Source organism: Paenibacillus hamazuiensis (genome assembly GCF_023276405.1).
GTDB lineage: Bacteria > Bacillota > Bacilli > Paenibacillales > NBRC-103111 > Paenibacillus_AF > Paenibacillus_AF hamazuiensis.
The window spans coordinates 2,988,635-3,009,353 of sequence record NZ_JALRMO010000001.1 but is presented as its reverse complement, the minus strand read 5'-3'; the positions used below and the strand labels follow the sequence as shown (position 1 = coordinate 3,009,353).

Annotated in this window: 23 protein-coding genes, 1 tRNA gene and 1 pseudogene; 18 read left to right on the top strand and 7 right to left on the bottom strand. The window is 52.4% G+C overall.

Going from position 1 to position 20,719, the window contains the following annotated elements; all coding sequences use genetic code 11:
- Positions 1 to 11 precede the first annotated feature (11 nt).
- The 3 genes from MYS68_RS13225 (at position 12) to MYS68_RS13215 (ending at position 4,903) form a co-directional block, all read left to right on the top strand.
- Positions 12 to 893, top strand: a complete 882-nt coding sequence (locus MYS68_RS13225) for a carbohydrate ABC transporter permease (protein WP_248926289.1) — start codon at positions 12 to 14, stop codon at positions 891 to 893.
- Positions 894 to 947: 54 nt separating this feature from the next.
- Positions 948 to 2,459, top strand: a complete 1,512-nt coding sequence (locus MYS68_RS13220; protein ID WP_248926288.1) for an ABC transporter substrate-binding protein — start codon at positions 948 to 950, stop codon at positions 2,457 to 2,459.
- Positions 2,460 to 2,644: 185 nt separating this feature from the next.
- Positions 2,645 to 4,903 (top strand): AraC family transcriptional regulator, encoded by a 2,259-nt coding sequence (locus MYS68_RS13215; RefSeq protein WP_248926287.1) that lies wholly within the window; start codon positions 2,645 to 2,647, stop codon positions 4,901 to 4,903.
- Between the two features lie 46 nt (positions 4,904 to 4,949).
- On the opposite strand, the gene MYS68_RS13210 is transcribed toward MYS68_RS13215, so the two are convergent.
- Entirely contained in the window at positions 4,950 to 5,813 is an 864-nt protein-coding gene (locus MYS68_RS13210; protein WP_248926286.1) for a metallophosphoesterase, read from the bottom strand.
- Positions 5,814 to 5,957: 144 nt separating this feature from the next.
- Here MYS68_RS13210 and MYS68_RS13205 point away from each other — a divergent pair, with 144 nt between their 5' ends.
- Positions 5,958 to 6,449 (top strand): cysteine dioxygenase, encoded by a 492-nt coding sequence (locus tag MYS68_RS13205; RefSeq protein WP_248926285.1) that lies wholly within the window; start codon positions 5,958 to 5,960, stop codon positions 6,447 to 6,449.
- 97 nt (positions 6,450 to 6,546) lie between these two features.
- Here the strand turns inward: MYS68_RS13205 and gluQRS are convergent, their stop codons facing one another.
- Positions 6,547 to 7,509, bottom strand: coding sequence for a tRNA glutamyl-Q(34) synthetase GluQRS (gene gluQRS / locus MYS68_RS13200; protein WP_248926284.1), 963 nt, complete (start codon positions 7,507 to 7,509; stop codon positions 6,547 to 6,549).
- 225 nt (positions 7,510 to 7,734) lie between these two features.
- Positions 7,735 to 7,811 (bottom strand) — tRNA-Asp (locus MYS68_RS13195).
- A gap of 172 nt (positions 7,812 to 7,983) precedes the next feature.
- Between MYS68_RS13195 and MYS68_RS13190 the strand changes: the two genes are divergently transcribed.
- The 10 genes from MYS68_RS13190 to MYS68_RS13145 all read left to right on the top strand — a co-directional run bounded on the left by MYS68_RS13190 (position 7,984) and on the right by MYS68_RS13145 (position 14,075).
- Positions 7,984 to 8,202, top strand: a complete 219-nt coding sequence (locus tag MYS68_RS13190) for a hypothetical protein (protein ID WP_248926283.1) — start codon at positions 7,984 to 7,986, stop codon at positions 8,200 to 8,202.
- 263 nt (positions 8,203 to 8,465) lie between these two features.
- Entirely contained in the window at positions 8,466 to 9,686 is a 1,221-nt protein-coding gene (locus MYS68_RS13185) for an MFS transporter (RefSeq protein WP_248926282.1), read from the top strand.
- Between the two features lie 116 nt (positions 9,687 to 9,802).
- On the top strand, positions 9,803 to 9,964 hold the full coding sequence (locus MYS68_RS13180; protein WP_248926281.1) for a hypothetical protein: 162 nt from the start codon (positions 9,803 to 9,805) through the stop codon (positions 9,962 to 9,964).
- A gap of 92 nt (positions 9,965 to 10,056) precedes the next feature.
- Positions 10,057 to 11,223 (top strand): MFS transporter, encoded by a 1,167-nt coding sequence (locus tag MYS68_RS13175; protein WP_420852117.1) that lies wholly within the window; start codon positions 10,057 to 10,059, stop codon positions 11,221 to 11,223.
- A 66-nt stretch (positions 11,224 to 11,289) separates the two neighbouring features.
- On the top strand, positions 11,290 to 11,484 hold the full coding sequence (locus tag MYS68_RS13170) for a hypothetical protein (protein ID WP_248926279.1): 195 nt from the start codon (positions 11,290 to 11,292) through the stop codon (positions 11,482 to 11,484).
- Positions 11,485 to 11,509: 25 nt separating this feature from the next.
- The gene (locus MYS68_RS13165; protein ID WP_248930902.1) at positions 11,510 to 11,770 is read left to right on the top strand and encodes a hypothetical protein; all 261 of its coding nucleotides are present in this window, start codon (positions 11,510 to 11,512) and stop codon (positions 11,768 to 11,770) included.
- 70 nt (positions 11,771 to 11,840) lie between these two features.
- Positions 11,841 to 11,984, top strand: a complete 144-nt coding sequence (locus tag MYS68_RS13160) for a DUF4023 domain-containing protein (RefSeq protein ID WP_420852116.1) — start codon at positions 11,841 to 11,843, stop codon at positions 11,982 to 11,984.
- Between the two features lie 46 nt (positions 11,985 to 12,030).
- Complete coding sequence (locus MYS68_RS13155) at positions 12,031 to 12,201, top strand: hypothetical protein (RefSeq protein ID WP_248926278.1); 171 nt, start codon at positions 12,031 to 12,033, stop codon at positions 12,199 to 12,201.
- A 157-nt stretch (positions 12,202 to 12,358) separates the two neighbouring features.
- On the top strand, positions 12,359 to 13,015 hold the full coding sequence (locus MYS68_RS13150; RefSeq protein WP_248926277.1) for a Bax inhibitor-1/YccA family protein: 657 nt from the start codon (positions 12,359 to 12,361) through the stop codon (positions 13,013 to 13,015).
- A 115-nt stretch (positions 13,016 to 13,130) separates the two neighbouring features.
- A complete protein-coding gene (locus MYS68_RS13145; RefSeq protein WP_248926276.1) occupies positions 13,131 to 14,075 on the top strand; it encodes an MsnO8 family LLM class oxidoreductase in 945 nt (314 codons plus the stop codon).
- Between the two features lie 10 nt (positions 14,076 to 14,085).
- Here MYS68_RS13145 and MYS68_RS13140 read toward each other — a convergent pair whose 3' ends face one another.
- The 3 genes and pseudogenes from MYS68_RS13140 to MYS68_RS13135 all read right to left on the bottom strand — a co-directional run.
- Entirely contained in the window at positions 14,086 to 15,168 is a 1,083-nt protein-coding gene (locus MYS68_RS13140) for an ABC transporter substrate-binding protein (protein ID WP_248926275.1), read from the bottom strand.
- A gap of 141 nt (positions 15,169 to 15,309) precedes the next feature.
- On the bottom strand, positions 15,310 to 15,540 hold the full coding sequence (locus MYS68_RS39090; RefSeq protein WP_420852214.1) for a helix-turn-helix domain-containing protein: 231 nt from the start codon (positions 15,538 to 15,540) through the stop codon (positions 15,310 to 15,312).
- A 15-nt stretch (positions 15,541 to 15,555) separates the two neighbouring features.
- Positions 15,556 to 16,134, bottom strand: a pseudogene (locus MYS68_RS13135) (AraC family ligand binding domain-containing protein); the annotation flags it as partial.
- Between the two features lie 126 nt (positions 16,135 to 16,260).
- On the opposite strand from MYS68_RS13135, the gene MYS68_RS13130 reads away from it, so the two are divergent.
- The 4 genes from MYS68_RS13130 to MYS68_RS13115 all read left to right on the top strand — a co-directional run bounded on the left by MYS68_RS13130 (position 16,261) and on the right by MYS68_RS13115 (position 19,689).
- Positions 16,261 to 17,043 (top strand): sugar phosphate isomerase/epimerase family protein, encoded by a 783-nt coding sequence (locus tag MYS68_RS13130; protein WP_248926273.1) that lies wholly within the window; start codon positions 16,261 to 16,263, stop codon positions 17,041 to 17,043.
- A gap of 42 nt (positions 17,044 to 17,085) precedes the next feature.
- Entirely contained in the window at positions 17,086 to 18,108 is a 1,023-nt protein-coding gene (locus MYS68_RS13125; RefSeq protein ID WP_248926272.1) for a Gfo/Idh/MocA family protein, read from the top strand.
- A 127-nt stretch (positions 18,109 to 18,235) separates the two neighbouring features.
- Positions 18,236 to 18,559 (top strand): hypothetical protein, encoded by a 324-nt coding sequence (locus MYS68_RS13120; protein ID WP_248926271.1) that lies wholly within the window; start codon positions 18,236 to 18,238, stop codon positions 18,557 to 18,559.
- Between the two features lie 50 nt (positions 18,560 to 18,609).
- Positions 18,610 to 19,689, top strand: coding sequence for a hypothetical protein (locus tag MYS68_RS13115; RefSeq protein WP_248926270.1), 1,080 nt, complete (start codon positions 18,610 to 18,612; stop codon positions 19,687 to 19,689).
- A gap of 42 nt (positions 19,690 to 19,731) precedes the next feature.
- Here the strand turns inward: MYS68_RS13115 and MYS68_RS13110 are convergent, their stop codons facing one another.
- Positions 19,732 to 20,562, bottom strand: a complete 831-nt coding sequence (locus MYS68_RS13110; RefSeq protein ID WP_248926269.1) for a DUF2935 domain-containing protein — start codon at positions 20,560 to 20,562, stop codon at positions 19,732 to 19,734.
- Positions 20,563 to 20,719 lie beyond the last annotated feature (157 nt).

The window sequence follows — 20,719 nt, the reverse complement described above, 5'->3', positions numbered from 1 at the left end:
ATCACCCTGCTATGAATATCACACCGCGATGGTTTACATTCGTTGGTCATTCGGTTCTTATGGCGATAGCACTTGTATGCGTCGTTCCTTATGTATCGCTCATCTCCATATCGCTCTCCAAGCAGACCGACTTGGCGGAATTCGGTTACGCCTTGATACCCAGAACATTGGACTTCTCAGCGTACCGGCTTCTTTTTGCCAACCCCGGGGAGATTTTGAATGCTTATACCGTCTCGATTGGAGTGGCTGTCGTAGGGACCTTCCTAAGCCTGGCGGTTATTGCCATGGTGGCCTATCCGTTGTCCCGTTCGGATTATCGTTGGCGCAGCCCTATGGCGTTCTATCTGTTCTTCACCATGCTGTTTCATGGCGGCCTTGTGCCTTGGTATATCCTGATAAAAAAGCTGCTTCAGCTCGGCGACACGTTCTGGGTGCTGATTTTACCGTATTTGGCGAATGTATGGTTTATTTTTCTGATGCGAACCTTCATGCAGCAAATTCCGTCATCCCTGATTGAGGCGGCCAAAATCGACGGTGCCAGCGAGTTCCGAGTTTTCGCAGGCATCATCCTGCCCTTATGCAAGCCGGCCTTAACCACAGTGGGGCTGTTCATACTTCTGCAGTATTGGAACGACTGGTGGCTTGCCATGCTGTTTATCGATAATGAGAAGCTCGTCCCTCTGCAGTATCTGCTAGCCCGCATGATGAACAATGTGATGTTCCTCAGCAGCGGGATTAGTACGATGCCAAGCGGTATTGAGGCGGGGCAGCTGCCGACGGAAAGTCTCCGTATGGCCATGACCGTCGTTGCGGTCGGGCCGATGGTATTGATATTTCCCTTCTTTCAAAAGCATTTCGTCCGAGGCTTGACGGTAGGTGCGGTCAAAGGATAAGGTTAATCCCGGAAATGACCGGATTAATATACATCAATTGGGAGGTAATGAGGTATGATCACGGGGGGCAATTACTTGAAATTGAAAACGATTCTGCTGTTATCGATGACAGCGGCCGTAGGGCTCGCGGGGTGCACCGCTGCGAAGCCTGTCGAACAAGGCAAGCCTGCTCAGCCTGCGGATAACGGCAAGCCGTACGTTGAGCTGAGCATGTATTTTGTCGGACCTTATCCTCAGAAGGAACAAGACGAAGTATACGCGGCGGCAAATAAGATCATCAAGGAGAAGATCAACGCAACCGTGAAGTTCAATGGCATCAACTGGGGCGACTATGACAAGAAGATGCAGGTGCTGATGGCAAGCGGTGAGCCTTACGATATCGCTTTTACCTCCAACTGGATCAACAACTACCGCCAGAACACGGCCAAAGGCGGATTCCTGCCGCTTGACGAGCTGCTGCCCAAGCACGCACCAAAGCTGTATGCCAGCGTGGACAAGCGATATTGGGATGCTGTGCGAATCAATGGGAAGATCTATGGAGTGATCAACGAGCAAATTTTTGCCCGATCCTCCCATATCACCGTCCCGAAGGAATACGCAGATAAATATCAAATCGATTTGGCCGGAGCGAAGTTCAATCTGCGCAAGCTGGAGCCGGTGCTTGAGCGGATGAAAGAGGATAAGATCCCGGTTCCGTTCACCTCCTCGTGGATACATTTGAGCGAATACCACAAGCAGGAATTTCTGGCCGGGGACAAGGTGCCTGGCGCGATCCGTCTCGATAGCACGCCTGAGAACCTGAAGGTGTTCAATCAATATGAATCCGACGAATTCAAATCCTATATAGAGCTAAAGCGGGATTGGCAGATGAAGGGGTATTTGGGCGGAGACAAAATGCTGGCTATTACCGATGCCACAAGTTTGCTCAATGAGAAGAAAATTGCGATTTCGACGGGCGGCACCTATAAGCCGGGCGGCGATGCCGAATATGAACTGGTCAGGGGCTTCCCTGGAGTCAGTGCGGCGCTTTCCGATTTCCATATCGCCACTTCGGGCGTGACCTCTACACTATTCGGAATCAACCGAAGCTCGAAAAACCCCGAGCGTGCCCTGGAATTTCTGGAGCTGCTGTATACGGATAAACAGCTGTACAATTTGCTCAACTTCGGTATGGAAGGCAAGCATTATACGAAGCAATCCGGTGATTATATCGAGCCGGTGAAGGGCAGCAATTACAACCCGGGGACGCCGTGGGAGCTCGGCACCACCTTCAATGCCTATTTGTTAAAAGGTCAGCCGGCGGATGTATGGGAGCAAACCAAAAAGCTGAATGCGAGTGCTGCCGCTTCTCCTGTGATGGGCTTCTCTGCCGACCTCGAGCCGATTAAGACGGAAATCGCACAGGTAACGGCCGTAACCGAAAAATACATGAAGGCGCTGGATTTGGGACTGATGGATCTCGGCAAGGATTACCCGCAGTTCATCGCTCAGCTCAAATCGGCCGGTGCCGACAAAATCGTAGCCGAACTTCAGAAGCAAGTCGACGAGTGGAAAAAAATGAAGTAGTTCAGCCTAACCATGGAGCCGATTCGCAGTGCGGGTCGGCCCTGCTAGTTGTTCGCAATTGTTCGATTACATGAATAGTGTATCAAATAAGAAGCGAAGCGGGAACGATTTTTCATTGTCAGGAACAATAATAGTTCCTAAAATAGAAATGAAATTCTGACGTCGGAAAGCGGTGAGGAGAGGGCATGTTCCCGTTTAAAAACCAAGGCAAGCTCTATTCTCGTTTATTCCTTACCATGACCATGACGGTGACGATTACGATCGCTGCGGTATCCAGCTTGCTGTATATCAACTTTGAGAGGCTTGCGCTTGGGCTGGTTCATAACTATGACAAGGACAGCTTGCTTCAGGTGAGCTACAGCGCGACGCTGATGAATGATTCGGTGAAGGTGCTTGCCCTGCAGGCATACTTCGATCCCTTGATTGCCAAGCTTTTGTACCGCAAGGCCGCTCCGGATGAACTGACGGAAGCGCTCGCCAGACTGACCGCCTACCGCAACACTTCGCCTTTTATAGATTCCATTTATATTTACAACGCTTCCCGGGACGTATTCTACTCCACCTTGGTTGACTACGGCGAGCAGCGGGCGCAGGACTTCTTCGACAGCGGAATTGTGCAAACGTACCGTGCCCGAGTGCAGGGCACCACGTCCATCAAACCGTTCCTGCCCATTCCCAGACTCATGCCTAACCCTTATAAGCCTTATACGGAGGGGGAAAGCCGATCCGTTTATTCCTATCTGTTCAGCGATTCCGATTGGAGCAGCGGCATTCCCCAGGAAGCGATCGTTATCAACGTTTCGGCCGAACGTATGAACAGCATCATAGCCGCCCTGGAGTCGGGCGGTCAAAAGAATACATTCATTATTGATAAAGAAGGCCATACCGTCACCGCACAGGCAGGTTCACCCGTCGGTACTGACCGCCGAAACGACAGTGTCATTGAAAGAATACTCGGCAGCAGGATGACCTCGGGTTTTTTCGTGGAGCAGGCTCGTGGAGAGAAAGCGCTTGTCAGCTATATTTCACATGAACCTAACGGATGGATATTTGTTCGAGTTACCCCCTATGGGCAGGTGTTGGCCCAGCTCACCCAATGGAAGCAATGGACGTTCGGCTTGGCCGCACTGATCCTCTTGCTTGGGGTGGCGGGAGCCTTTCTGTTATCGAGGAAGCTGTTTCAGCCGATCGGACGTATGATGACGGAGCTGTCCGGACTGAAGACAGAGAAGCGCTCGATGCATGCCTTGCGGCTGCAGGAGCTTATGAAAAGTCTGCTGCTTGGGGAACAAGTGATTCCCGCGGAAACTCTGCGTAAGAAGCTGGCGGAATTGGATCACCCCTTCACGGATCAGGGAAGCTTCTGTTTGCTGCTCATGAAGCTGGATCATCATGCTGCGTTCTGCGAGAGCTATCCTCCCCGAGACCGCCAATTGCTCAAATTCGGGATCGGGAATATTGCTAGGGAACTAAGTAAGCCCTACGCCCGCTCCAACGTAGTGGAGCTGGAGGAGGACTCCCTTGTGCTCATCCTGCAGCTCCGGCCTGTGGGGCCCGGTGAGGCGAACTGCGACCTCGTGCCGCTGAGCCGCTCTATTCAAGAAGCGGTTCGGACTTACATTCGTCAATCGACCAGCATCGTGATTAGTCCCCCCGTTTCCTCGCTGCAGCAGATCGATCTGCTCTACCAAGAGGTGCAGGAAGGTGCAGCCTACCGGGTGTATGCCGGGCACGAGTGTGTCATTGACGTACAATCCGAAGTGCGCAGCCGCAAAGAGGCGGAGACGTATGAATATCCCCAGCATTTGGAGAAACGGTTGACGGATGCCATGATGTTGGGGAAACCTGATGCTGTGATGGAAGGCTATCGGGCGATGGTAGAGGACGCCGCTTCTTACGAACCAAGAGTGCTGCGAATGATGCTCACACGGCTGCTGCTTGCGTTGGAGGACACAAGTCGTGCGAGAGGGAACGGGCCTGAGCCGTTTCATTTTCCTACCTGCATGTCGGAAATGGCGAAGCTGGAGACGTTGACGGACATCCATGCCTATTTCACAACGCGATTGGAGCGGTGTATGCTTCAAAGCCGAACGAGGCAGCAGGATAAATACGAGGAGCTGCTGCAGCAAATTCAAGCGTATGTTGGGGTCCATTACTCCAACCCGGCATTATCCATTGAGCAAATCGCCGAGCAGGTGAATATGTCTCCGGTGTATCTCGGCAGGCTTTATAAGAAGCTAACCTCGCAATCCTTCTCGGATTATGTCAATGAGGTCAGGCTGAATGAAGTAAAGAAACTGCTTGCGGAAACGGATGAGCCGATCGTGCTGATCATGGAGAAGGCCGGCTTTGTGAGTCAAGGCTACTTCTTCACTCTGTTTAAGAAAATGAACGGCCTCACTCCCGGGGAGTACCGGGAAAGGAATCGAAAGTGCTTCGTTTAAGATCAGAGGGCTGCCCTCGGTAGATTGTATCTACTCAATCTAAAAGCTATTGGCGCCTTAAAGTCAAGACCGTCAGCTCCGGCCTGCAGCAAAAACGAACCGGGTACACGGAAACTCCGATCCCGCGGTTCACGTACAGCTGAAGCTTACTATCGCCGAGGCGGTAAAGCCCGTCCACATACTTACGGGAATATGGCGGCGTGAAAATGTGCCCGTAAAGCGGCAGCCGAACCTGTCCGCCATGGCTGTGACCGGACAGCTGCAAATCGACAGGTGAAGCCAAAGCTTCGTCTGCAAAATCGGGCGCGTGTGAAAGCAGCAGGGTAAACGTTTCGGAGCCGCCTTGTTTAAGAGCTTTGGCGAGATCGGGTTTGCCTTCCCACATATCTTCGACGCCGGCGATACGAATGGCCGAGCTGCCGCGCTTTTGCAGGACGCCTTCATTGCGCAGCACGCGCAAACCACCCTCGGCGAGCACTTTGGCCGCTTTGCCCGCATCGTCATAATAATCGTGATTGCCAAGCACCGCATATACGCCCAGCGGTGCTTTTAGCTTCGATAAGGCATCGATGCATGCGGACGGATCGGCGTCCACGACCGAGTCGTACAAATCGCCGGTGAAAGCGATCAAATCGGGTTTAAGCTCCGCAATGCGATCCGCTAACCTGCTCAAATCGCCGGCCGAATAATGATACCCCATATGTACGTCGCTGAATTGAACGACTCGCAGCCCGTCGAAAGGGGAGGGCAGCCGTTCGAACGACAAGGTCAACTCCTTGACCGCAAGCCACCCGGGTTCGATGTAACGGGCATATCCGAACGAAGCGGGAGGAGCCGCAAACGCTGCCGCGAGCAGCGTGACTCCTTTTTTCATAAAAGTCCGTCGCGTTATATTAGGTTGCTGCTCCAAAAAAGTATCTCCTCCGTCTTTGTCATTCACCTTGCGGGAAAAACCGGAATATATTAGTGCTATGGAGCTAAAAAAATGCGTCTAATTTATAAGAAAAATTTATGAAAATTCAAATGAAATATAATAAATTAGGGAGGAATCCATATGGATTTGATTACCTCGATTCGTCAAACGTTTCAGCGCGTGAAAAAACCGTCGCTTCGCGAGCTGCAGTGGGCGATTCAAAGCCTGGAGCTAACCGCGGAGCAAGTACAGCCGTTTATTCAAAACCCGACCTATTTGCCGTACGGCAGAACGATTATGTTCAAAAGCGAAGAGGTGGAGGCCGTACTCATTCATTTGCCGGGAAAAGCCGAGACCGCGATTCACGATCACGGGGACAGCATCGGCTGCGGAATCGTGCTGGAGGGCGAGCTGGAAAACGCAATATACCGGCTTGATGCGTACTGTTATCCGATTGAGGCCGCCTCTTTTGTTGTCGGGACAAACGAATTTTTTACAGCGCCCAAAGGGCAGGTTCATCAAATGCGGAATGCAAGAGAAGAGCGGCTGATTACATTTCACGTTTACACGCCGGCGTTGGCAGGCGCGGTCAATTATTTGCCGTATGAGCAGGTGCTTGATTTTGTCATATAAGGATTGGCTGTCGGATCCCCTTAACATAATACATGACTTGCGGCGGCAGCACTAAGTTGGGCAGAGGTTAGGTGAACTACCGAGCCGAACAGACGGCTTAACTTCGTGACAAACGATCCAGCGTATTGGAATCGATCAAAATATCGCCAGTGGGAATTTTCGCCGCATCGAACAGCGGAACGAGGTCGCTTGCTTTGACCGGCTCCGGACAGCTGATGAGACCGCTCCAATAGGCGAGGCAGCCGATCACCTTTTCCGGGGAAGTTCCCGCCGCACGCATGCCTGTGACGGATACGGCGCCATGACGTTTGGAAAGCCGCTTCCCATCGGGGCCGTAAAGCAGCGGCACGTGGGCGAACCGCGGCGCGTCCAGCCCAAGCGCTTCGTATAACGCCAGCTGGCGCGGTGTGGAATCGAGCAGATCGACCCCGCGCAATACGTCGGTGATGCGCATCGCCGCATCGTCTACAACGACAGCAAGCTGATAAGCGAAAATGCCGTCGGCTCGTTTGACAACGAAGTCTCCTCCGGCGCCGGCGGGAAAACGCTGCTTTCCCGCAACCAGATCGTCGAAGACCATTTCCTTGTCGGGCATCGCGAAGCGCAGCGAAGGTGTTTTAACCGCCTGCTTGACGGCGCGCTGCTCCGAAGTCAGGGAGCGGCATGTGCCCGGGTAAACGGGACCTTCGGAGGAAAGACCGTGCGGCGCGCTCGCAATGCCGACCAGTTCGGCCCGGCTGCAGTAACACGGATACAGCAAACCTTGCCGCATCAATTTATCCAGCGCTTCGCCGTACAAAAATTCGCGTTCGCTTTGCACATAAGGACCATAATCGCCGCCGGCTCCCGGGCCTTCGTCCCAATCAAGCCCCAGCCAGAGCAAATCGTCTACTATTTGCCTGGCCAATTCCGGCTTGGAGCGCGGCTTGTCGATATCCTCCATGCGCAGCACAAAGCGGCCTTGGGCCGAGCGGATTTGCAGCCAGGCGAGCAGCGCGGTCCGTGCGTTGCCGATATGCAATTGTCCCGATGGGGTAGGGGCGAAGCGTCCCCGTTTCATGGCGACCGTCACCTTTTCGTTGGGATGTAATGCAAAAAAGAGCAGGGGGATCACCCTGCTCGGTCGGTTATGGTGTTGGAGGATGTTCCCATCCCTGCAAAAGAAGTATATCAATGGCGGAGCTGACGGGATGCTCTCCGTTTCACTCCGAGACTGCGAAGTAACGCTAACGAAGCGAAGCTCCGACGAACCTCATGGTTCTCATCCCTGCAAGAAGTAAATCAATGGCGGAGCTGACGGGATTCGAACCCGCGGTCTCCTGCGTGACAGGCAGGCATGTTAGGCCTCTACACCACAGCTCCACTTGCAGCGGCTTGGACAGGTTTTCCAAGACACAAACAGTATATTAGCACGATTCGGCAGGCGCCGCAATAGCGAATTTTCGAATCCGGACCACTTCCGGCAAAAAAGCAACGGCAAATTTACCGGAATGAATGGATATCTCCCGGCATACGCTGTATCGAGGTGGGACAAGTGGTCGATAAGCGTACGGATTGGCGCCAAGGCGAAGTGCTCTTTCTAATTGACGGAAGGCGGTATTGGGTTGTGCGGCATACGGCAGGACTATGCCTGGTCGATATGTCGACGGCGGAGACGATCGAACTGCAGGAGGAGGACCAGGTAACGCTCGTGCTTCCGGCGGATAAGGTGCGGATTTGTTGCGAGCATACGGACGACGAGCTGTATTTATAACAGCGCAACGGCCAGATTGCAACATTGATGGTGCGATAACGTCCGGCAGCTCGCCTGCAAGCCGTAGTCCCGCCGGGGACGATCGTTTGCATTCCGACCAAGTTACTTCAAGGTAACTAGCGTACCTTTTTTTTCATGCTTGCCGGGCTATACGAATGTTTCCTATAATGGGATCAGGATGTATGCGCGTACAATTTGAGTTCAGCCATCCGTAAAACGGGTGGCTTTTTCCTTGTCCGACATCGCCGAAGGAGGAGCCCTCAATGTCCGAATCAAGCCGATCTTACCGCATTCCTTTGTTTTGTACAGTCACTTTGCTTTTCTGGTTTTCGATGTATACGTGCGTCCCGATTTTGGCGGCTTATGTGGAATATTTGGGCGCATCGCACAAAATGGCGGGGATGATCGTCGGCATGTACGGCTTAAGCCAGATGCTGCTGCGCATCCCCGTCGGCATCGTTTCCGACCGTTTTCATAAAAGAAGGCTGTTCATTTCGTTCGGATTGCTGTTCTCCGTGCTGGCCGGCGCCGGCATCCTCATCTCGCAGGAAGTGACCTGGATTTTGCTGCTTCGAGCGCTCGCCGGAGCGGCCGCCGCCACCTGGGTCGACTTTACGATATTGTTTGCGAGCTACTACAAGCAGGAAGAAACGACAAAAGCGATGGGGACGATATCCTTCTACAACTCGCTCGGGCAAATGACCGGGATCCTGTCGGGAGGCTGGTTCGCCGACCATTTCAGCTGGGAGGCTTCGTTTCTGATCGGCGCGGTCGTCGGAACGATCGGTTTTGCCGCTTCATTTTTCCTGGTGGAAAAATTCGACGATAACGCGCAAAAGATTACTTACAGCGGCGTTGTGGAAGTGGCGAAAGACCGGACGCTGCTGACCGTTTCCTTTCTGTCCATCCTGTTCCAGGTGCTGACGTTCGCGACCGTATTCGGCTTTACGCCGGTGTTTGCCCAGTCGCTTGGGGCGACGAAGCTGGATATGGGGCTGCTTACGTTTTTTTCGACATTTCCGACCGCACTCGCTTCGTGGATCGGCGGATCGTACTTGTCCCGCAAAATCGGCGAAAAAAACGTCGTCATCGCCGGATTTGTACTGAGCGGCGTGTTCACCGTGCTGATTCCGGTGTTGCCGAGCTTCGGCATGCTTCTGTTTACTCAGGCGCTGGCCGGTTTGGGGCGAGGTTTCGCTTCCCCGGTGCTGATGTCGCTCAGCATCAAACATATGGAATCCGGCAAGCGCGCGACGGCGATGGGATTTTACCAGGCGATCTACGGTCTAGGCATGTTCCTCGGGCCTTTGTTCATGGGGGCCGCGGGCGATTGGCTGACGCTCGGTCAAGGTTTTATGATCGTCGGGGCGCTTGGCTGCGTCACTGCATGGCTGGCCCACCTGATGCTGCGGATCGTGCCGGCCGGAAAGGCTGCCGCCCGAGAGACGGCTCCCGCTTCAAACGCCACAAACGCTCGCGGGTAATCGGCTGCCCGGGGCTGCTCAAGCGGACCTCAACTGCGGAAACGGGCGAATCACCGGAACCGGTTCGGGGGACACTATCCGGAGCATTTCATTTTGCATGCCAAGGAGTGTTTTCCATGCCTGCCGAACATAACGACGACCCGAAGCTGATTCATCCGAAAGAGGATACGGCTGCACACGAGCGACTAGGATTTAGAATAGACGACAGCAAATCCGATGTGGATCTGAAGGAAAACGGCGCAATCGGTCATAACGGCCAAGACAGCGATTGGTCCTGAAAGAAATCCCTGCACCCCGCAGGGATTTTCTTTTTGAACGACTCGTGAGATAATGGTCATCGGACTCTCGTATATTTTCGCGAAAGAAGACGATGGTATTGAATTTGCTTGTGACTTTCACGCTTTTTTACGCATTTATTTACATGGTGAACGCCGTGTACGGCACATTCATTCCGGTTTATTTTAACGATATCGGCTTGTCCAAGTCGCAAATCGGCGTGCTGCTCAGCCTCGGACCGCTTGTGGCAATTCTCGCCCAGCCCGTCTGGGGAGCGGTCGGGGACAGGGCGCCGACGAAAAACCGCGTGCTGCAAACCTTGATCGTCGGGACAGGGATTTCCGCTTTATTTTTTCCAATATCGGACCGGTTCGGTTATTTGCTGCTTGTCATATGCATCTTCACGTTTTTCCAGACGTCGATTTTCGCGATCAGCGATGCGATCGCCCTGGAAGAGGTGGAGAAACGGCGCACCTGGTCGTTCGGGATGATCCGCATGGGAGGGACGATCGGCTTTGCCGTCATGTCGCTTGTTTTCGGCATCGTCGCGAAAACTCATCTCGGCCTGATGTTCTGGGTGCTTGCTCTCGTGATGGCGGTTTCTTTTGCGCTAATGCTGAGATTTCCGAAAATCGCCGGCTACCAGTCGGTCGGCCCCAAAATGCAGGTATGGGTGCTGTTCAAGCACAAGCAGCTGATGCTCTATATGTCGATCAGCTTCGGGCTGCAGGTGACGCTCGGCTTTTTTTATTCGTTTTTTCCGGTATACTTTAAGGAGCTTGGAGCGGACAGCGTGCTGCTCGGCTGGTCGATGGTCATCTCGTCGCTGAGCGAAATTCCTTTTTTGCTGTATTCGAAAAAGCTGTTCGAACGCGTGCCGATCCGCACGATATTTCTGGTTGCGGGAGCTGCGACGTTTTTCCGGTGGCTGCTTTATTATTTCGTCCACGATCCGCTTGTCGTGCTGCCGGTTCAGCTGCTTCACGGGCTCATCCTTATAGTGATTACCGTGACGATGGCGACGTATATCAGCAAGGAGGTGCCGAAGGAGCTGCGGGCGAGCGGACAAACGCTGAACGGTCTGCTCAACCTCGGAGTGGCGCGGATTATCGGGAGCTTTCTGGGCGGCGTGGCGAGCGATTGGGTCGGGATGCGGACGGTGTTTCTGTACAATTCGTTTATCGCACTCGCTTGCGTCGTCGTATTCGCCATCGTCAGCCGCGGGATGGAGCGTTCGGCAGCGGCGGACCGTACCGTTTGAAATTTCGGCCGAACAATGGTACGTTAGATGAGGTTTTACATTTTTTGCACATAGGGGATCGTTCGAATGGCTACCATTATTATTCTCATTGCCTTACTGATTATGGGTTCGTTCATCAGCTTTGCATTTGTCCGCTTTTTTCAAAGAAAGCCGGTGCAGGGAGCCGTTTTTCTCGTGATCGGGCTCATCACGATCGTGTTGTTTTATTACGGGGTCGGCCAGGGTTGGATTCCGCTGCCCGAGACGCCCCCCAGCGCATAAAAAGGAGTGACATTCAAAAGTGAGTATGCGAATTATTAATGTCAAAGCAAGCCACAGCAAGGATAAAGGCTACCTCGGCCACGTGGAAGTCGGAATGGACGGCCATAAATCGACGTATGAAGTGACTTTGCAGAGCGACGATTCGCGAAATTGGAACTACAGCTTGAATTTCGCCAAGGAATCGGGCTCCGAGGAAGAGATCGAACAGCTTGAGGATCTGATCGAAGAGGACGACGACGTGTTCAACGCGCTGGTCGATGCCGTGCTGGACAAGGTGTCGAAGTAACATATTTGCCGTTTTCTCCGGGCATACTACCGATTGGTTCCATTACCGGCGGAAGGAGGGGACGGCCAGGATGCCAAACACGAACAACATGAACAATATGGATACGTCCGGCTTCGTAGAGAAGCTGCACGATACGCAGCGCAAGGATGATAAAAACCGGAGAACGCACGGCAACAATCATCCGGAGGAAAAGCTGCCTAACCATAAGCACTGACGGTCCGCGGGAGTAAAGAAAACCTTCGCAGCAAAGGAGCGTTCAAATGGACAACTCTCAAGCAGGAAATTACCGGCCTCTCAATCTGGATAATAAAAAAACGGTTCTGGAGCGCATCCGCAAGTTCGAGCAGGAGTTGTCCGGCGAGCTGGATCAGCCGGTTTCGGTCGTCGCTTACACGCCGCAAACCGAAGTTGAAGATCTCGGCCACTCCTGACCTTATCAAGCGACCCGCGAATGAACGATCTGCGCGGGTTTTTCTCTTGTTTGCGGCGCGGCCGGGCTTGTGCAGCAATATGCATTTCCGTTGACGTAAAATGGAAAATCCCACATAATATAAACCAAAAGGATTGTTCAAGAAGGAGGCGGTTTATATGCAACAAAGAACAGTGTCTTACGCGCATTCCGGTTCTTTCGCCCACGTACTGCAGACATTCGCTTTATCGCTGCTGTTATCCTTCGTAGGCACGCTGCTTGGCGCTCTGTTCATTCCGGCTTCGCTGGTACCGTTGTTCATCGTTGTGGAATTGGTGATGCTCGTAGCCGCTTTTATTATCCGGATCCGGGGGCGGCATATCGGCTACGGGTTCCTGTATGCGTTTACCGCGGTTTCCGGGGTAACGCTTTATCCGGTCATTCAGACGTACGGCGGTCTGATCGGAGCAAACCTCGTGTCGGGAGCGTTTTTCGCGACGGCGGCTATTTTCGGCGGACTGGCTTTTTACGCGCACCGTTCGCAAAGAGATTTCAGCTACCTGGGCGGATTTCTGTTTGCGGCGACGATCGGCCTGATCGTGATGAGCCTGATTGCGATGTTTGTCCCGATGGGCGGGACGATGAATCTCGTCTGGTCGTTGCTGGGCATTCTGATCTTCAGTGGCTGGGTTCTGTACGACGTCTCGCAGTATAAACACGGCGTCGCGGCGGAAGAAGTGCCGCTCGCAGCGCTGAACATTTATCTCGATTTCATCAATTTGTTCCTTTACATTTTGCGGTTTCTCGCGGCAATTACCGGCAACAGCCGGAACTGAACGAAATCATGCGTTTGCGGGCATAAGCAAAATACGGCAGAGCCCCGGAGCGATCCGGGGATGCTGCCGTTTTTGTTTTGTTTGCGGGGGCGGATAAGAAAAAAGGGGGAGTTATGTGGAACCGAAACTTAAACTGAGCGTGCTCGATATGGTGCCGATCCTGGAAGGAAGCGGCCCGGAGGAGGCGCTGCGCCAGGCGGCGCTGCTCGCACAAACCGCCGAAAGGCTCGGATACAGCCGCTACTGGACGTCGGAGCACCATGACATGGAGGTGCTGGCGTCGGCAAGCCCGGAGGTGCTGCTCGCGCATATCGGCATGCGGACGAGCCGCATCCGCATCGGCTCGGGGGCGGTGCTGCTGCCGCATTACAAGCCGCTGAAGGTGGCGGAGGCGTTTCATCTGCTCGCCGCGCTGTATCCGGGCCGGATCGATCTTGGCATCGGTCGGGCTCCCGGCGGGTCGGCCCATGCGACGATGGCGCTGAACGAGCGGTTTCTCGAGCAGGTCGGCCGGCTCCCTGAAGCGCTTGGCGATTTGACGGCGCTGCTCTCGCACACGTATCGGATCGAAGGCGAGCCGGTCATTGCGCGCCCGGTGCCGTCCGTCCCGCCCGAGCTGTGGCTGCTCGGCACCAACGTCAAAAGCGCAAAGTACGCCGCCGAATTCGGCGCGGGTTATGCGTTCGGGCATTTCATGAGCGAGCACGACGGAACGGAGGCGATGGCGGCTTATCGCGACGGCTTCCGGCCGTCGGCGGCGTTCGCCAAGCCGCAGACGATCGTAACCGTACAGGCCGTGTGCGCGGAGACGGAGGATGAGGCGCGCCGGATTGCCGCCGCCGGGGCGACGGTGTTCGGCCGCGGCGCCGCCGAGCTGCCGGAGGAGGCGCTTGCGGAGCGGCGGGCCCGGCTGCTTGCGGGAACGGCGGAGCAGGTGAAGCTAAGGCTGCTGGAGCTGCGGGAGAGGCTTGGTGCGGAAGAGTTTATGATCGTCACGTTGGCGCAGGAATACGGCCAGCGCCTGCGGTCTTACGAGCTGCTGGCGAAGGCCGTATTATAGGTGCGGAATATTATTGATCTTCGCTGTAGGATCCACGTTCTTCGGCGGCTTTCTGCATTTCCGGCGATAATATATAATCGATCACCTGGAATGCAAGTTCTTTTTGCTTGGACTGATTTGTGATAAACATGGCGGTCGATTGCGGTTGGAATTTCGCATGGGGCGCTTCCGGGAACACCGGAACTGCGGAAAAATCCCAGTTCAGGTTTTTGTTTTCGCTCGCCCATTTGGCTACGGTATCTACGGTATCGATGGCCATGGCGATCTTGCCTTGGGAGAATGCGTTCGTTTTGACGAGCTGATTGCCGGGAATATCATAGAAACGCCGAATGTTATTTGTAATTTTCGTCCAATTGTCTGAAATTAGTGCAGCCTTGTCTTCATTCGGATCGAGCGAAGGCTCCGACAGCTGGTTCCACATCATGTAATGGGAAGGGTTCACCTGGAACCCTTTGTAAGTGATGTCACCTTCCTGCCGCGTCAGCTTTTTGGCCAGCTCGTAAGCTTCGTCCCACGTCAAACCGGGCTTGGGGTATTCGACGCCGAATTTGTCGAAAATGTCCTTGTTGTATACCAGCACCCATTCGGCGGAGCTGTACGGCAGCGAATAAAGCTTCCCGTCCGAAGCGATAACGGACTGCTGCAGCATGGCCGGATTTATTTTGCCGGTATCGAAATTGTACTTTTTGATGAGCTCGGTCATGTCGTACTCCAAATTGTACCTGCGAATTTCCCGGTATGTGTTGCGGGCGGAATCGTCGATCACGATGTCGGGGACGGTTCCCGCCGCGAGCAGGTCCTTAAACTGCCTGCCCGGGTTATCCCATTGGATATGTTTGAAAGTGACGCCGGGAAACTTCTTGGCGAGGTACCTTCCGACCTGCTGCTCCCAAATTTCCTCTTTGATATAAAATTGCGGCCACACCGTGTAATTCAGCAGCTCGTTGCCGCCGGAGGATGATTGCGCTTGCGGAGTTTGGGGCGATGGAGCGCTTGAAGCCGTTTGCGCAATGGGGGATTCGGGTCCGCCCTCGCACCCGGCCAATACGGTGAAGCTTAATGCCGCCGACAACAAAAATCTGACTTTCATCATCTCACCCGCCGTTTAATGTTATGAAAACAAATTTATATTAATCGTACGGCGGGCAGGTTGGTAATTCTAAAATTTTAAGAAAGGTGGAGTATTTTAAACAAGATTTGCCGCAGACTTGCCAAAGGGTTCACGGTGAACGGCTCAATCGGAACGAGCACCAGGTTCCACCGTTTCGCTGCTGCGGTAATCGGTGGGGGAGACGCCGTATTTTTCCCGGAACACCCGGTGAAAATACGAATAGCTGCCGAAGCCGCAGCTTTCCGCGATTTGCTCCAGCGTCATCGTGCTGTATTTCATCCGTTCGATCGCGGTGGACAGCCGGATTTCCAGTGCGTATTGGATCATCGTTTTGCCGAAAATTTGCTTGAACAAATGAACCGCACGGGAAACGCTGAGACCGACGTGGTTCGCCACGTCCTCGACTTTGAACGGCATATTCGCATGTTCTTCCACGTAACTTTTCATCCGCGCGCCGGTAAACGATTTGCCGCGGTACGCATTCGTCTCCGAGACGGCCCGCTCGAGCTGCAGGCACAACGTGCGCAGCAAATAATCGGTAATCTCAGGATTTTCCTCCCCGATTCTTCTCCGTTCCAAAATGAGCTGCCGCCACGTCCCGAGCAAACTTTCACTCATATTGATGCGGGTCAGCGGGGGGCGAGAAGGCACCCGGTTCCACCATTCGTCGAGCCACGTTCCGCGGCACATCACATAATAGTCCCCGCTGGCGACGACCGCTCCGTTCCGCGGCGTATCGTGCTCCTCGATCCGCAGTTCGTAAGGGTCTCCCGGTTTAAACAGCAGCAAATCCCCGCCCTGGATCGGAACGAAACTTCCGTTCACCAAAGCGTGGCAGCTTCCTTCGGTTTGCAGCCGGAATAGGTAGGAAGGCAAGCCGCTTTTATGACCGTTGTAAAAACGTTGAGAATGATACGAATATCCGCAAATCAAGAGCTCTGCCGACATCTTTGCACCGTCACTTTTTAGCAAAATAGTTCATGTACTGACCATATAGTTCATTCCCATTATAAGCGATTTGCTTATACAATAGTAGTTGGGCATTGATCCTTCAATAACGTTAGGAGAGAGAATATGAGAAGAATGGGCATCGGTTTGCAAATGTACACGCTCCGTGACGAAACGGCCAAGGACTTTACCGGAACGCTTCGCCGCGTGGCCGAGCTGGGCTACGAAGGCGTTGAATTCGCCGGTTACGGCGGCTTGGCCGCAGAAGAGCTTCGCGATTTGCTTCAAGAGCTGAACCTGAAGGCGATAGGCGCACATGTCAGCCTCAAAAACCTGAAAGAAAATCTTGCCGGTGAAATCGCTTACCTGAAAACGATCGGCGCTCCTTATCTCATCTGTCCTTACGTAGCGCCTGAAGACCGGCAAACCGCCGAAGACTGGAAAGGGATCTACGCTTTCTTCCAGCAGGTCGGCGAAGAAGCGAAAAAGCAGGGACTGCAGTTCGCTTACCATAACCACGATTTCGAATTCCATCTGCAGGTGGACGGAGAGTTTGCCTTCGATGCGATGTACACGGCGACTTCCGCCGATGCCGTCAAAGTTGAGATGGACGTATGCTGGGTTCAGTTCGCCGGACAAAATCCGACCGAATACATCGGCAAATACGCCGGCAGACTTCCACTGCTGCACTTGAAAGATTTCACGAAGGATGCGGAAGGCAAAATGAACACGGTCGAGCTCGGCGTCGGCAGCGTCGATCTGAACGGCGTCATCTCCGCTTCGTCCGATGCGGGTGTCGAATGGCTGATCGTCGAGCAGGACCGCTGCCAAGGACCGTCGATCGAAAGCGTCACGATCAGCATGAAGTGGCTTCAGCAGCATTATTTGCCGGCTTTCCAAAACGCCTGATCCATAACTGGCGATAACCACATTTTTAGGAGGAACAGATCCATGAGCAAAATCAAAGTCGCCGTGATCGGATGCGGAGCTATCGCTCAGCGCCGTCACATTCCCGAATATGAAGAAAACCCTAATGTCGAGCTGGTGGCATTCGCCGATCCGGTTTTGGAAAGAGCGGAGCTGTATGCCAAGAAGCACAATGCGAAGGCGTACGCCAATTACGAAGATATGCTGAAGGAAGTCAAAGCGGACGCTGTCAGCGTGTGCACGCCGAACTATTTGCACGCTCCGGCGGCCATCGCCGCCGCCAACGCCGGCGCGCATGTGCTCGTCGAGAAGCCGATGGCGGCAACGGAGGAAGAAGCGCTTGCGATGATCGAAGCGGCCCGCAAAAACGGCGTTTATTTGATGGTCGGCCATAACCAGCGGCTCATGCCTCCACACGTGAAAGCGAAGGAGATTTTGGATTCCGGACGCCTCGGCAGGGTACTGACGTTCCGCACGTCGTTCGGCCACCCGGGTCCGGAGCGCTGGAGCGTCGACGGACGCGACAGCTGGTTTTTCCGCAAAGAAGAGGCGATCATGGGCGCTATGGGCGACCTCGGCGTTCATAAGTCCGACCTGATCCGTTACTTTTTGAACGACGAAGTGGTTGAAGTTGCCGCGTTCGTCGGCACGCTGGATAAAAAAGGCACCGATGTCGACGACAACTCAACCTGTCTGCTGCGCATGAAAAGCGGCGCGATCGGCACTCTGGTCGCCAGCTGGACTTATTACAAAGGCGAAGACAACAGCACGGTGTTCTGGTGTGAGAACGGCGTGATGAAGATCGGCACACACCCTGACGACCAAGTCATCGTCGAGCTTCGGGACGGCACGGTGGAGCGTTATAAAGTCGGCGCCATCGCCACCAACGAGAAGCAAACGAGCAGCGGCGTCATCGACGCATTTGTCGAAAGCATCGTGACGAAAACGCCTCCGAGCATTTCCGGGGAAGAGGGAATGCGTTCGCTCAAGGTTATTTTGGCCGCGTTCGAATCTCAGGCAACAGGTCAAGTCGTAAAGCTTGGCTGATCGGATACAATCAGGACAGTCTCTTCGGGGGCTGTCCTTTGTTTTTCAGAAAAAGGAGGAGATCAAGGGGATATTGTTGAAATATACATAAAAATCCAGAGATGCAGATTGAAGGGGATACGTGTTCATGGAGAAAAAGCTCGTTAAAGGAGCTGTGTATAGCTTTGTGTTAAGTTTTTTGCTGGGATTGTTGGTGTTTCCGGATACGGATACGGTTCATACGGGCAGCGTCGTAGAGACAAGAATTATACTGATGAGGGAGTATTTGTTTGAAGTGATCCGGTTTTCCATAAAAATGATGTTTGGAACGATCGTTGTTATATGGCTTTTCCACATGTTCAAGTTTGAAAAAAGCGAAGCCCTGCAGTTTATTTCCGGGTTTGTCAAATCGTTTGTGATTGTGTTTGCACTAATTATCTTGGTGGTGGTTCTTTTTTCAATTTGGTGGTGATAGGGGTTTAAATGTAACAACGACATATGAATTATTTCAGGAGGATAAATATGAATAAAATACTGTACTTTCCATATATTTCGATACCTAAGGGAGCTTGGTTAACCTCATCCATTTTATATTGGGATAAAGTAGCTTCTATTGTTCCATATGAATTTATTGAAAAACCACATAAATTAGATAAATATATGCGCTCACTTGTTGAATTGGAGCTGATTGAACAAATTATTCCCGAACAATATACCTGGAGAATTCATAAATTTGAAGATTCTTTTCTTGAGATGATTGACAGAAACCCGGTATTTCATAATATAGCTGCACTTAATAATGCCGGATTGATTAATCCTAATGGTGTAATAAAAGATACGATAAAAATTCATTTAGGAAAACTGGAAAGCATAGGAGAAAAATTGATGGAAAGAGGCTTAGCCTGGAGGGAAGGCTGGTCGTGGTTTGTTATGGATTCATATACTGGAAATTTATTCATGACCTATCTAGCGACTGTAATTGGTCAGGAGACCGATTTTATTCCATCGACGGATAGTTATGACGGATTAACATATTTATTGCCTGTTAATAAGAGAGGCAATCCTCGTCAAAGAGTTCAACAAGAACTATACGCACAAATACTCCCGGATATATTTCCGTTACCAGATCAGATTGGCAATCCGTATGAATTATATCGATTCAAAGAAAAATACAATTATGAATTGTTAAGGTTAAGGAGATATGTTGAGAGTTTTATATTAGATTTAGAATTAATACCGGAAACTCAAAGAAAAGATAGAATCAAAATATTCGTTGAAGATATAAATGATGAGGTTGGTTATATAACAGACCGAATGAGATCTTTTCACTGGAGGAATATAAATTTTACTACGATATGTTCAATTGCCTCTTCTGCGATTCCTTTGATAAATGCTGCTAATACTAATGATTCAGCAAAGGCTATTGAAAGCACTCCGGGATTAATAAATACAATTTACTCATTGGTTAATAATGTAGAAAAAAGAGAAATACAAAGAAAACCGCTGGCTTATGCAGCAATAGCAAGGAAACGTTTCGGAAATCGCCTCTCACGGAATTCATCACATGGAGAACAAGCCTCCTCTGCCTATCAAGAGGAATAAGCAAAAACTGTTAGTCAGTGATGGGAACGGCTGTTAACTACCCTACCCCCCAAAAGAAGGTTTTGTCAGCGGGCAGTCGGGAATAATCGGGATGTCCCGGTTAAAGTCCGACAACTTGCTTAAGAAATAACACGTTTCCGGGATGTGATGCTCCAGAAAGCGCAGCGTCGCCCGGTTCAGCACTTCGGAATCTTTATACAGGGCGATCACCTCCAGAACAAGCTCATAGAAGGCGGTCACCGTTTGGGCAACCTCTGCCGCAAAGCGGAGTTGAAGCGGGAAGTTCGGCGGGGTAAAACGCAGATAACCTTTGATAGCTAAATTTTTGGCCATATGGGCCTGAAATTGTTTTGCGGCCGCATGCACCCGCTCGACAAGCGGAATTTCCGCCGGATCAAGGACATTGGCAAGCAGCAAAGCGTGGCCAAGCTGGTCTTCGAGCCACAAATCCAATAGCGCGATCAGCGGAAGCGGGTCAGGATGCTCGCCGCGCACAAAATAAGAAAGCAGCCGCAAATATTCGGCATTTTCGCTTAACGTGCCGTTCAGAAAAGACGGGGTTAGGTTCAAATTGATCCTGTTGAAAATGCGCAAGTGCTGCATATGGCCTTCCAACCGGTAGTAACCGGCGGAGGAGGATTGGCTTTCGAAGGCGAATTGAATCATTTGCGGGGAAGAGGGCGGAAGATCCCTTCCCAACGTCTCCAACCGTTCACGGAGCCGGTGAAATTCGTCGATATAGGATTGTGCGGCAGAAACCCACTCGGCTTCTTCCGGAGACATATAATCCCTCAAGAAGTGGGCATGGTCGCACAATATTTCCAGCCAAAATCGGTGTTCTTCCCAAACAGGCAGATCGTTAGCAACCGGCATCGTAAATCCCTCCCCAGCACATCATTGCCATTATATGCCGAAGACTGCCTCATTATGTCATATAACGTCCCCGTATAAATCTGCTTTAAAGAAACGGGCCCCCCGGTGCCTATAAGTAGATCAGGGAGCTTAAGCAAAGGAACTTGCTTAGGCTTTT

Bases quoted from the DNA above. Each gene is read 5' to 3' on its own strand.
- MYS68_RS13225 (WP_248926289.1), top strand. From the start codon at position 12: ATGAATATCACACCGCGATGGTTTACATTCGTTGGTCATTCGGTTCTT.
- MYS68_RS13220 (WP_248926288.1), top strand. From the start codon at position 948: ATGATCACGGGGGGCAATTACTTGAAATTGAAAACGATTCTGCTGTTA.
- MYS68_RS13215 (WP_248926287.1), top strand. From the start codon at position 2,645: ATGTTCCCGTTTAAAAACCAAGGCAAGCTCTATTCTCGTTTATTCCTT.
- MYS68_RS13205 (WP_248926285.1), top strand. From the start codon at position 5,958: ATGGATTTGATTACCTCGATTCGTCAAACGTTTCAGCGCGTGAAAAAA.
- gluQRS (WP_248926284.1), bottom strand. From the start codon at position 7,509: ATGAAACGGGGACGCTTCGCCCCTACCCCATCGGGACAATTGCATATC.
- MYS68_RS13185 (WP_248926282.1), top strand. From the start codon at position 8,466: ATGTCCGAATCAAGCCGATCTTACCGCATTCCTTTGTTTTGTACAGTC.
- MYS68_RS13180 (WP_248926281.1), top strand. From the start codon at position 9,803: ATGCCTGCCGAACATAACGACGACCCGAAGCTGATTCATCCGAAAGAG.
- MYS68_RS13175 (WP_420852117.1), top strand. From the start codon at position 10,057: ATGGTATTGAATTTGCTTGTGACTTTCACGCTTTTTTACGCATTTATT.
- MYS68_RS13170 (WP_248926279.1), top strand. From the start codon at position 11,290: ATGGCTACCATTATTATTCTCATTGCCTTACTGATTATGGGTTCGTTC.
- MYS68_RS13165 (WP_248930902.1), top strand. From the start codon at position 11,510: ATGCGAATTATTAATGTCAAAGCAAGCCACAGCAAGGATAAAGGCTAC.
- MYS68_RS13160 (WP_420852116.1), top strand. From the start codon at position 11,841: ATGCCAAACACGAACAACATGAACAATATGGATACGTCCGGCTTCGTA.
- MYS68_RS13155 (WP_248926278.1), top strand. From the start codon at position 12,031: ATGGACAACTCTCAAGCAGGAAATTACCGGCCTCTCAATCTGGATAAT.
- MYS68_RS13150 (WP_248926277.1), top strand. From the start codon at position 12,359: ATGCAACAAAGAACAGTGTCTTACGCGCATTCCGGTTCTTTCGCCCAC.
- MYS68_RS13140 (WP_248926275.1), bottom strand. From the start codon at position 15,168: ATGATGAAAGTCAGATTTTTGTTGTCGGCGGCATTAAGCTTCACCGTA.
- MYS68_RS13130 (WP_248926273.1), top strand. From the start codon at position 16,261: ATGAGAAGAATGGGCATCGGTTTGCAAATGTACACGCTCCGTGACGAA.
- MYS68_RS13125 (WP_248926272.1), top strand. From the start codon at position 17,086: ATGAGCAAAATCAAAGTCGCCGTGATCGGATGCGGAGCTATCGCTCAG.
- MYS68_RS13120 (WP_248926271.1), top strand. From the start codon at position 18,236: ATGGAGAAAAAGCTCGTTAAAGGAGCTGTGTATAGCTTTGTGTTAAGT.
- MYS68_RS13115 (WP_248926270.1), top strand. From the start codon at position 18,610: ATGAATAAAATACTGTACTTTCCATATATTTCGATACCTAAGGGAGCT.
- MYS68_RS13110 (WP_248926269.1), bottom strand. From the start codon at position 20,562: ATGCCGGTTGCTAACGATCTGCCTGTTTGGGAAGAACACCGATTTTGG.